The 10,520-nt window shown below is 63.5% G+C and carries 8 protein-coding genes; all 8 read left to right on the forward strand.

Going from position 1 to position 10,520, the window contains the following annotated elements; all coding sequences use genetic code 11:
- The first annotated feature begins 62 nt into the window (after positions 1-62).
- The 8 genes from ACSYDV_RS10820 to ACSYDV_RS10855 are packed head-to-tail and all read left to right on the forward strand — an operon-like array spanning position 63 to position 10,418.
- On the forward strand, positions 63-1,109 hold the full coding sequence (locus tag ACSYDV_RS10820) for an N-acetyltransferase DgcN family protein (protein ID WP_438323820.1): 1,047 nt from the start codon (positions 63-65) through the stop codon (positions 1,107-1,109).
- Positions 1,106-2,275, forward strand: a complete 1,170-nt coding sequence (locus tag ACSYDV_RS10825; RefSeq protein ID WP_438323821.1) for a YkvI family membrane protein — start codon at positions 1,106-1,108, stop codon at positions 2,273-2,275. The genes ACSYDV_RS10820 and ACSYDV_RS10825 overlap by 4 nt, the downstream gene beginning before the upstream one ends.
- Positions 2,272-3,867 carry a serine hydrolase gene (locus tag ACSYDV_RS10830; protein WP_438323822.1) on the forward strand — a complete coding sequence of 532 codons (1,596 nt, stop codon included), beginning with the start codon at positions 2,272-2,274 and terminating at the stop codon, positions 3,865-3,867. Before ACSYDV_RS10825 ends, ACSYDV_RS10830 begins: the two co-directional genes overlap by 4 nt.
- Positions 3,864-4,943, forward strand: a complete 1,080-nt coding sequence (locus ACSYDV_RS10835; RefSeq protein ID WP_438323823.1) for an alpha/beta hydrolase — start codon at positions 3,864-3,866, stop codon at positions 4,941-4,943. Before ACSYDV_RS10830 ends, ACSYDV_RS10835 begins: the two co-directional genes overlap by 4 nt.
- Positions 4,944-4,987: 44 nt before the next feature.
- Positions 4,988-6,610 carry an N-acyl-D-amino-acid deacylase family protein gene (locus ACSYDV_RS10840; RefSeq protein WP_438323824.1) on the forward strand — a complete coding sequence of 541 codons (1,623 nt, stop codon included), beginning with the start codon at positions 4,988-4,990 and terminating at the stop codon, positions 6,608-6,610.
- Positions 6,611-6,620: 10 nt separating this feature from the next.
- Positions 6,621-8,066 (forward strand): serine hydrolase domain-containing protein, encoded by a 1,446-nt coding sequence (locus ACSYDV_RS10845; protein ID WP_438323825.1) that lies wholly within the window; start codon positions 6,621-6,623, stop codon positions 8,064-8,066.
- Between the two features lie 21 nt (positions 8,067-8,087).
- A complete protein-coding gene (locus tag ACSYDV_RS10850) occupies positions 8,088-9,098 on the forward strand; it encodes a dipeptide epimerase (RefSeq protein WP_438323826.1) in 1,011 nt (336 codons plus the stop codon).
- A 27-nt stretch (positions 9,099-9,125) separates the two neighbouring features.
- Positions 9,126-10,418, forward strand: a complete 1,293-nt coding sequence (locus ACSYDV_RS10855) for a metal-dependent hydrolase family protein (RefSeq protein WP_438323827.1) — start codon at positions 9,126-9,128, stop codon at positions 10,416-10,418.
- Positions 10,419-10,520: the final 102 nt, after the last annotated feature.

Here is a 10,520-nt window from a genome sequence, read left to right on the forward strand (position 1 = left end):
GCGTGGGCTCGTTGCCACAGTGGCGCGGTATCCGTGTCTCCCTTCAGATTTTGGTGAGAACCGTGAACATTCAAACATCCCTCGACACTGCCGCCGATGCGCTGAGTCTGCCTCAGCCCTATTTGCTGTTCCTTGGCGACACGACCGAGAGCGGTTTCGCGAAAACAGCTTATGGGTTGCGCGACTGGGCCCCCGAAAAATGCGTTGGCGAATATGCGTTGCCCGCCGCAAAGGTCAGCACCGGGCTGGCGGTTCTGACACCGGCGGAAGCCGCGGCAAAGGGCGCGCGTTCGCTGTTGATCGGGGTTGCCAACAGCGGTGGCATCATCCCGGCAAGCTGGATCCCCGCGCTGGCAGAGGCGCTGGAGGCAGGGTTGGATATCGTCAGCGGCATGCATGTCCGCCTGTCGGATGTCCCCGGCCTTGCGGAATTGGCTGAACGGCTTGGTCGGCAGTTGATCGACGTGCGCGATCCGCCGCGTAATCTGTTGATCGGTAACGGGCGCAAGCGTTCGGGCAAGCGGCTGCTGACGGTCGGAACCGATTGCGCGCTGGGCAAGAAATATACCGCGCTCGCCATTTCGCGGGCCTTTGCCGAGCGCGGGATCGATGTTGATTTCCGTGCGAGCGGCCAGACCGGGATCATGATCGCCGGCGGCGGCATTCCGATGGACGCTGTAATATCCGATTTCGAAGCGGGTGCGGCCGAGATGCTGAGCCCCGACGCCGATCCCGCGCACTGGGATATTGTCGAGGGGCAGGGGTCGCTTTTGCATCCCGCCTACGCCGCAGTGTCGCTGGGCCTGTTGCACGGCAGTCAGCCCGACGTGATCGTCGTCTGTCATCAGCCGGGGCGCGAGCAGATGCTGGGCACTCCCGGCTATGCGGTGCCGAGCATCGAGGAAGCGATTGATCTGAACCTGCGCCTCGGCGCGCGGACCAATGCAGCGATCCGTTGTGGCGGCGTCTCTTTCAATACTTCGCATCTCAGCGAGGAGGAGGCCACAACGCTGATGGCTGAGGAAAGCCTGCGGCTGGGACTGCCCGTTGCCGACCCGATCCGCGGCGGCGATGCTTTCGCCCGCCTGGTGGATAACTGCCTCGCATGAGCGGCGCGGCAGCCTCGGCAGCGACAGCTGGATCCTCCTGGTTCCAGCGGTTCCTGCTGCCGGGTTTCGCCTTCAAGGCTGTCGTAATCGGGGGCGGCTATGCCACCGGACGCGAGCTCGCGGAATTCTTCCTGCCGAGCGGGCCTTGGGGCGGATTGGCGGCGATGCTGCTTGCGATGCTGCTGTGGAGCATCATCTGCGCCGCGACCTTTGCCTTTGCCCGCGCGGTGGGGGCGTTTGATTATCGCAGCTTTTTCGAGACATTGCTGGGGCGCGGCTGGGTCCTGTTCGAGATTGCCTACGTCCTGTTCGTCACACTGATCCTTGCGGTGTTCGGCGCCGCGGCGGGCGAAATCGGCAGCGCGGTCTTCGGCTTGCCGTCGATTGCCGGCACCATCTGTCTCGCGGCGCTCATTGCGCTGTTCGTCACCTTCGGCAACAGCTCGGTCGAGGGGCTGTTCAAATATGTCTCCTTCCTGCTCTATGGTGTCTATGCGCTGTTCATGGTGCTTGCGCTGAGCAGCTTCGGCGATCTGATCTCCGCGCGCTTTGCCATTCCGACGCCCACCGATGGCTGGGCATTGGGCGGTCTGACCTATGCCAGCTATAATGTCGTCGGTGCGGTGGTGATCCTGCCCGTCGTCCGCCACATGACCAGCCAGCGCGATGCGATCGTCTCGGGGCTGATCGCCGGACCGCTTGCGATGGTGCCCGCGGTGCTGTTCTTCATCGCGATGATCGCCTTTTACCCTGGCATCATCGATGAGACGTTGCCGTCGGACTTCATGCTCCAGAAGCTGGAACTGCCGATCTTTCACCTGCTCTTTCAGCTGATGATCTTCGCCGCGTTGCTCGAAAGCGGGGCCGGGTCCGTGCACGCGATTAACGAACGTATCGATGCGGCGTTGAAGGCGCGGCGCGGGCGTTCCCTGAGTAACCGGGCGCGCGGTGCGATCGCAGGTGTGCTGCTGATCGGGTGCATGTTCATCGCCGATCGCTTCGGTCTCGTCGCGCTGATCGCAAGCGGCTATCGCGCGCTCGCCTATATTTTTCTCGCGACCTATGTCGTGCCGCTGCTGACATTCGGACTGTATCGTTTGGTCCGCAGCCATGTCGCCAACAAGAAGCAGGCGCTTCAAAGCGCTGTCCAGGAAAGCCCGTCATGATTTCATCCGCTAACCGCCGCCGCCTGGCCTGCCTGCTTGCCGCCGCGACGTTTGCCCCCGGTTTTGCCTTCGCGACTCCGCCCGAGGGCATCGAGGCGCGTATCGAGGCGATCCGCAGCGCCGCGGGCGTCCCCGGCATGTCGGTCGCGATCGTCGAACAAGGCAAGGTCACGCTCGCTGAGGGCTTTGGCACGCGCAAGCTGGGCGGCAGCGAAAAGGTCGATGCCGACACCATCTTTCCGACCGGATCGACCGGCAAGGCCGTGACCGTGGCCGCGCTCGCGGTGCTGGTCGACCAGGGCAAGATCAAATGGGACGACAAGGTGACCGATCACCTGCCGGGTTTCCAGATGTACGACCCGTGGGTGACGCGCGAAATGACGATCCGCGACCTGCTGGTTCATCGCAGCGGCCTTGGGCTGGGGGCGGGCGACCTGCTGTTCGTTCCGCGCACCAACCTCAGCCGCAGCGAGAGCGTCAAGCGCCTGCGCCACATCAAGCCGGCGACCAGTTTTCGCAGCGGCTATGCATATGACAATGTGCTTTACATGGTCGCGGGCGAGCTGATCGAGGCGGTCTCCGGCCAGACATGGGAAGCATTTACCCGCGAGCATATTATCGAGGCCGCGGGAATGCAGGAATCGACCAGCGAGAGCGAGGCGCGTTTTGCAACCGCCAACCGGGCCTTTCCGCATGCGCGGATGAACGGTGGGCTGCGTGGCGCCGGCGATCAGGAATTGCTCGACGAGCATGACGAGCTCGGCCGTAACGCTGCACCCGCCGGTGGCATGGCGATGAGTGCGAGCGACCTTGCGCGCTGGCTGCAAATCCAGCTCGCGCAGGGCAAGTTGCCGGAGGGCGAAGGCCGCCTGTTCAGTGAAGCGGCGTCGCGTGAGATGTGGAAGCCCGAGGTGCTCATGCCGATCGCTCCGGTTCCCGAAGCGTTCGAAGCGACGCAGCCGAATTTCGACACCTATGCGCTCGGCTGGATGGTGCGCGACTATCAGGGCGCCAAGCTCGTGACGCATCGCGGCGCGGTGTTCGGATTTTTGACGATGGTCATGCTGATCCCCGAAAAAGGGGTTGGCTTTTCCATCACGATCAATTCGGAAGATAGCGAGGTCATCCACGGCCTTACCTATGAACTGCTCGATCATTATCTGGGGCGTCCCAAGGCGGGCTGGCCGGAAAAATGGCTGGCGCGGACCAAGGACCGGGTCGCCGAAGCGCAAAAAACGCTGAAGGCGGTTCAGGCAAAGCCCGCGAAAATCGGCCCCTCGCTGCCGCGCGCGCGCTATGCCGGCGACTATAATGATCCCTGGTACGGCAATATTGCGGTGCGCGAGGATAAGGGGCGGTTGACGATCGATTTCCGCTCGACCCCCCGGATGCGCGGGACACTGGAGCATTGGCAATATGACAGCTTCATCACGCGGTTCGAGGATAAGTCGATCGAGCCCGCCTATGTGACCTTCGGCCTCGACGCTGATGGCAAGGTCGATCGGGTGACGATGAAGCCCGTCTCGCCGATCGCCGACTTCAGCTATGATTATCAGGATCTTCTGTTCACCCCGGCGAAGGACGCGAAATGACGAAGCTGACAGGTTGGCGGCGCGTTCGCCGCTGGGCGAAGCGCATCTTGCTGGGGCTCCTCGCGCTGTTGATCGCCGCGCTTGTGGTCGGCATGATCTATGAAGCGCTGGGACGCAGAAATGCTCAGGCGAATTATCCGCCGCGCGGACAGCTGGTCGATGTTGGCGGGCGCAAGATGCACATCGATTGCCGCGGCACGGGATCGCCGACGGTGATCCTTGAATCGGGATTGGGAACAGGCGGGACGACCGACTGGACGCTGGTTCATGACGAGATCGCCGGTTTTACCCGCACCTGCGCTTATGATCGCGCAGGGATCATGTGGAGCGACCCCAAGGATACGCCGCAGCGTGCTTCGGCGGTGGTCGATGATCTGCATGCGCTGTTGAAGGGTGCCGGGATCAACGACCAGCTGGTGCTGGTCGGCCATTCGATCGGCGGCCCTTATACGCGGACCTATGTCGGCAAATATGGCGATCAGGTCGCCGGGCTGGTGATGGTCGATCCCTCCCACCCTGATCAGGTCGCGCGGCTCGGCAAAGTGGCCGGGATTGATGTCCATCCGAAGCAGGCGTCGACCATCATGCGCGTGGCGACGGCGCTGTCGTGGACGGGCCTGACCCGCTTTATGATCTCACGCGGCGACAAGCCGAAACTCCGCACTGCCGCCGAGACCAAAAGGCTTGGTGACGCGCTGGCGATATCGGCCGCCTATGGAAGTACATCGGTGACGGGTTCGCGGTCCGAACTCACCGGCTTCGACGACACGATGGCGGATGCGCGCGCGGTTCACAGTTTTGGCAATCGACCGTTGATCGTGCTGACCGCGATGGCACCGATGAAGCCCGAGCAACTGAAGGGGATGGGGCTGACGGCGGAAGTCGGCGCGCGCTTCAAGCAAGAATGGAAGCAACTCCATGTCGAGCAGGCGGCGTTTTCTACCCGTGGGCGTCAGCAGACCGTACCCGACGCCACCCATTATATCCAGGTCGATCGGCCCGAAGTGGTGATCGCCGCCGTCCGCGAGGTGGTCGATGCGGTGCGCGCCGATGCGCCGGCTGCCGCGAAGAAGTGACAGGAATTCGGCGGTCCCCCGGCCGCCGACAGGGAGATGATAATATGAAGCACAAGATTCTCTTCGGCGCCTTGTCGATGCTGCTTGTCGCCAATGCCCCGGCGCCCGAATATGACATCGTCATTCGCGGTGGCCGCGTCCTTGACGGCGCCGGAAACCCATGGGTTCGCGCCGATGTCGCGGTCAAGGACGGCAAGGTCGTTCGTATCGGGCAAATCCCCGGTCGCGGAACGAAGGAAATCGACGCCAAGGGCCGCTATGTGTCGCCGGGCTTTATCGACATGATGGACCAGTCGGGCCGCGTCCTGCTCAAAAGCGGTGCTGCAGAGAATAAGTTGCGCATGGGGGTGACGACCGTCATCGCCGGCGAAGGTGGGCCGCCGGCGGCGGCGGCCGAGATCCCGGCCTATTTTCAGACGCTGGAAAAGCAGGGCATTTCGGTCAATTACGGCACCTATTATTCGTCGACGCAGGCGCGGATGAAGGTGATGGGCGACGGAGCCGGATCGCCGACGCCCGCGCAACTCGAAGAGATGGGCCGCGAGGTCAAGATCGCAATGGAGAATGGCGCGTTCGGCATTACCAGCGCGCTTATTTATGCGCCGAGCAGCTTTCAGAGCACGTCGGATCTCGTCTCGCTGGCGAAGGTCGCGGCGCAGTGTGACGGCTTTTATGCGACGCATATGCGCGACGAAAGCGAAGGACTGGTCCAGGCCGTCGAGGAAGCGATCGAGATTGGTGAAAAGGGCGGCGTGAAGGTTGAGATTTTCCACCTGAAAGCCGCCTTCGCCCCCGGTTGGGGCAAGCTGATGCCGCAGGCGGTGGCGACGATCAACGCAGCACGCGCGCGCGGCGTGGATGTCGCGGCTGATCTTTATCCCTATACCGCCGGCGGCACCGGGCTTGAAATCATCGCCCCGAGCTGGGTGTGGGCTGACGGTCTGCAGAAAGGCATCGAACGGCTGCGCGATCCCAAGGTGCGCGAACGGATGAAGAAGGAAGTCGCTGCGGGATCGATGCCCGGCTGGTCGAACCTTGTTCACGCCTCGGGCGGTTTTGCCAATGTGCGGCTGGCCAATGGTTTCAGCAAAAAATATGAGCGTTTTCATGGCAAGAGCCTCGCGGAAATCGGCGCTGCCTTGAACATCGACCCGGCGGATGCCGCCTGGGATATTGCGCTTGAAGGCCTGCCGAACCGTTCAGTCGCTCTCTATTTCATGATGAGCGAAGAGGACATCGAAACCGCGCTCAAGCAGCCGTGGGTCAGTATCGGCAGCGATGCTGCGGCGTCGCAGAATTTCGGCGAGATGGACGCGCTCGGCCTGCCGCATCCGCGCGCCTATGGTACGTTTCCGCGCATCATCGCCGAATATGTGAAGCGGCGCCCCGTGCTGTCGCTCGAGGATGCGGTCCGCAAGATGACGAGCTGGCCCGCGCAGCGCATGGGTCTGTCCGATCGCGGTCTGATCCGCGACGGAATGCGTGCCGATATCGTTGTCTTCGATCTGGGCAAGCTCGACGATGGCGCGACCTGGGACAACCCGCTGGCGGCGCCGACCGGCATCGATACGGTGATCGTCAACGGCGTCGTGACGCTCGATGGCGGCAAGCATACCGGGGCACGGGCAGGCGCAGTGCTGCGTCACCCATGCCGCGCCAAAAGCTGATAGGCTTCTCATGACCAGATATGTTGCCACTTTGGGCCTTGCCGGGTTCGCGCTTTCGGCGTCGATCCCGGCGCTCGCCGCCGCGCCGCCGGTCGCCACTCCCGCCGACCTTGGCGTCGCGGTGTCGGCGCAGGTTTCCTGTGCGAGCATCTTCGTTGCGGGGCGTGCCGAGGCCGACGTGCTGCGCGATGATGTCCATGCGCTAGCGCCCTTCACACAAGCTGTGACGCTGGCGGTCGACCGCAAGGCGCGCACTGTGACCGCATCGGCGCCCGGCGCCGCGATGCGCACGGCGCTCTATCGTCCGGCGGTGGGCTGCACATTGCTCACCGGTGATGTGTCGACTGCGACGCTCGACGCGCAGGCGGCGCGGCTCAAGCCGCTGCGGTCGCAAGCGGCGAAGCCGTGGCCGATGGGCGACGCGCCGGTTCGCAAGGCGCAGGCGGCCGCCGAAGCGAGGCTCGACCGGGCCGCGCTCGACAAGGCAGTGAGCGCCGCCTTCGACGAACAGAATAAGGACGGCTATCCCGACACACGGGCGATAGTGGTCGTGCAGGGCGGGGCGATCGTCGCCGAACGCTATGCGCCGGGTTTCGACCAGAACACCGAACTGCTCGGCTGGTCGGCGAGCAAGAGCGTCATGGGAACATTGGTCGGTTTGCTCGTCGATGACGGCGTGCTCAAGCTTGACGATCCCGCGCCGGTTCCGGAGTGGAAAGGCGAGGGCGATCCGCGCGGCAAGATCACGATGCGCCAATTGCTGACGATGTCGAGCGGTCTCAGTTTTAGCGAAAGCTATGTGCCGGGGAACGACTCGATCAAGATGCTGTTCGAGGCCGGCGACATGGGCGCGATGGCGGCGGCGCAGCCGCTGAAGCATGAACCCGGTACAAAATGGAGCTATTCGTCGGGTACGACCAATATCTTGTCGCGCATCGTGTTTCAGGCGACCGGCGGCACGCTGGAGGGCATGGCGCGCTTTGCGCAGAAACGGTTGTTCGAGCCCACGGGCATGACCAGTGCGCTGATCGAACCCGATGAAGCGGGCGTGCAGATCGGCAGTTCCTATGCCTATGCGACGGCGCGCGACTGGGCGCGCTATGGACTGCTCCACCTCAACAAGGGCAGGGCAGGGGGCAAGCAATTGCTTTCGCAGCAATGGATGGATTTCGCGGTGGCACCGACCCCGGCCGCGCCGCAGCCCTTCTATGGTGCGCAGCTGTGGTTAAACGTCGCTGAAGCCGATGGCGAGCGCCGGAAGCTCTTTGCGGATGTTCCCGCCGATACCGTGATGGCACGCGGGCATAATTTTCAGATCGTCGCGGCCATTCCCTCGCAGGATGCGGTGATCGTCCGTCTTGGCTGGACGCCGGAAGGGCAGAAATTCGACTGGAACAAATATGTGGGCCAGATCGCGGCGGCGCTGGCGCCGGCCGCAGTTGCGCCCGTAAAGTGACCCCCTGAAGGACAGATTTCGATGACCTCGCATACCCGCCTTTCGCTCGATCTTGCGGTCGAATCTTTCCCGTTTGCCAAGCCGTTTCGCATTTCGGGACACGTCTTCACCGATGCATCGCTCGTTGTGGTCACGCTGTCCGACGGCGAACATGTCGGGCGCGGCGAAGCGTCGGGGGTCTATTATCTGAACGACGACGTTGCGACGATGACGGCGGGGATCGAAAGCGTTCGCGACGCGGTTACCGCCGGGATCACGCGCGAAGAATTGCAGAGCTTGCTGCCCGCCAATGGCGCGCGCAACGCGATCGACGCAGCCCTGTGGGAACTCGACGCGCGGCGCAGCTGCGTTCCGGTGTGGGAACTCGCCGGGCTTCCCGAACCCCGCCCGCTGCTGACAACTTTCACCCTCGGTGCCGACGATCCCGATATCATGGCACAAGGCGCACTGGATTATGCGCAGGCGCGCGCGCTCAAGCTGAAGCTCACCGGCGATCTCGACGTCGATATTGCGCGGGTGCAGGCGGTGCGTGCCGCGCGACCCGAATGCTGGATGGGTGTCGATGCCAATCAGGGTTTTGAAATCGGCGATCTCGACCGGCTGGTTGCGGCGCTTGTTGCGGCCGATGTGAAGCTGCTCGAACAGCCGCTGGCACGTGGCCGCGAAGCTGACCTTACCGGCTATCAATGCCCGATTCCGATCGCCGCCGACGAAAGCGTGCTGACGCTCGGCGATGTGGACGGGTTGGTCGGTCGCTTCGATGTTGTCAACATCAAGCTCGACAAGTGCGGCGGCCTGACCGAAGGGCTGGCGATGGCGCGGCGCGCGCGCGAGCTTGGGCTGGGCGTTATGGTCGGCAATATGGTGAGTTCCAGCCTTGCGATGGCGCCGGCGTTTATCCTCGGCCAGCTTTGCGATATCGTCGATCTCGACGGGCCGATCTTCCTTGCCGCCGACCGCGAACCGTCCATCGAATATACCGACGGCAATGCTTGGTGCGGAGAAGCGATCTGGGGCCGTACAGACGTTTGATCGCGACGATATATTGGGGTGGATGATATGAAGAAGATCCTGTTCGGCGCTGTCGCGCTTGCCGCTTTGGCACAGCCGCTCGCGGCGCAGGAAACCGTGTCGGCGACCACCTATATCCACGCCGGACGGCTGTTGGCCGATCCGGCAAGCGGCCGCGTCGAGACGAACAAGACGATCGTTGTGGAGGCAGGGAAGGTCGCCGCAATTCGCGACGGCTTCGTCGGCGAAGGCAGGATTGTCGACCTCCGCGACCAGTTTGTAATGCCGGGCTTTATCGACAGCCATGTCCATCTGACTTTCGAATCCAGCCCGACCAGCCGCCTCGACGCGGTGACCAAATCGGCGACCGATCAGGCGTTCGACGGGGTCGTCTTTGCCGGGCGGACGGTCCGCGCGGGGTTCACGACCGTCGTGGACCTGGGGTCCGACCCGCAAGCGATCAATGCGCTGCGCGACGCCACCGCGACGGGCAAAGTCGTTGGGCCGCGTATCATTGCGGCAGGCGGCGTCGCCGCGCATGGCGGTCACGGCGATATCCATGGATATCGTCAGGAAATCATGGATTTGTTCCGCGCGCCGACACTGTGCTCGGGCGCCGACGATTGCGCGCGTGCAGTCCGGCTGGCGGTGCAACAGGGCGCGGACGTCATCAAGACGGCGTCGACGGGCGGGGTCATGTCGAACACTGCGGCGGGGCTTGGCCAGCAGATGAGCGACGCCGAACTCACCGCGATCGTCGAAACCGCGCACCGGCTGGGGCGCAAGGTCGCGGCGCACGCGCATGGCACCGACGGGGTCAATGCCGCGCTGCGTGCGGGCGTCGATTCGGTCGAGCATGGCACGTATCTCGACGAGGAATCGATCCGGCTGTTCAAGGCGAAAGGCAGCTATCTGGTTCCCACCTTGCTGGCGGGCGATACCGTCGCCCGGCAGGCGGAAACCGCCGACTGGATGCCGGCCCCGGTTCGCGCCAAGGCGCGGACGGTCGGACCGCTGATGATCGACGCGACGCGCCGCGCCCACCGGGCGGGGGTGCGTATCGCATTCGGCACCGATTCCGCCGTGTCAGCGCATGGCGAGAATGCGCGCGAATTTGCCCTGATGGTGAAGGCCGGGCTTACGCCGCTCGATGCGATCCGTTCGGCGACCACATGGGGTGCAGCGCACACCGGGCTTGAAAAGGAAGTCGGCACGCTCGCTGCCGGAAAGGCCGCCGACATCGTCGCGGTGAAGGGCGATCCGCTGGCCGATATCAGCGTGCTGGAAAAAATGGGCTTTGTCATGGCGCGCGGCGTCGTGGTGCGGGCGAACGGCGACTGAGGCCTGGCGCACGAGCGCTTCTTTCCAAATCATATTGACAATTTTCAATTTTGACCATTATGTTTCATATCAGAAAATATTCTGAAATGCGTGGCCGTGCGC

Origin of the sequence: Sphingopyxis selenitireducens (genome assembly GCF_051550705.1) — a bacterium.
Lineage (GTDB): Bacteria > Pseudomonadota > Alphaproteobacteria > Sphingomonadales > Sphingomonadaceae > Sphingopyxis.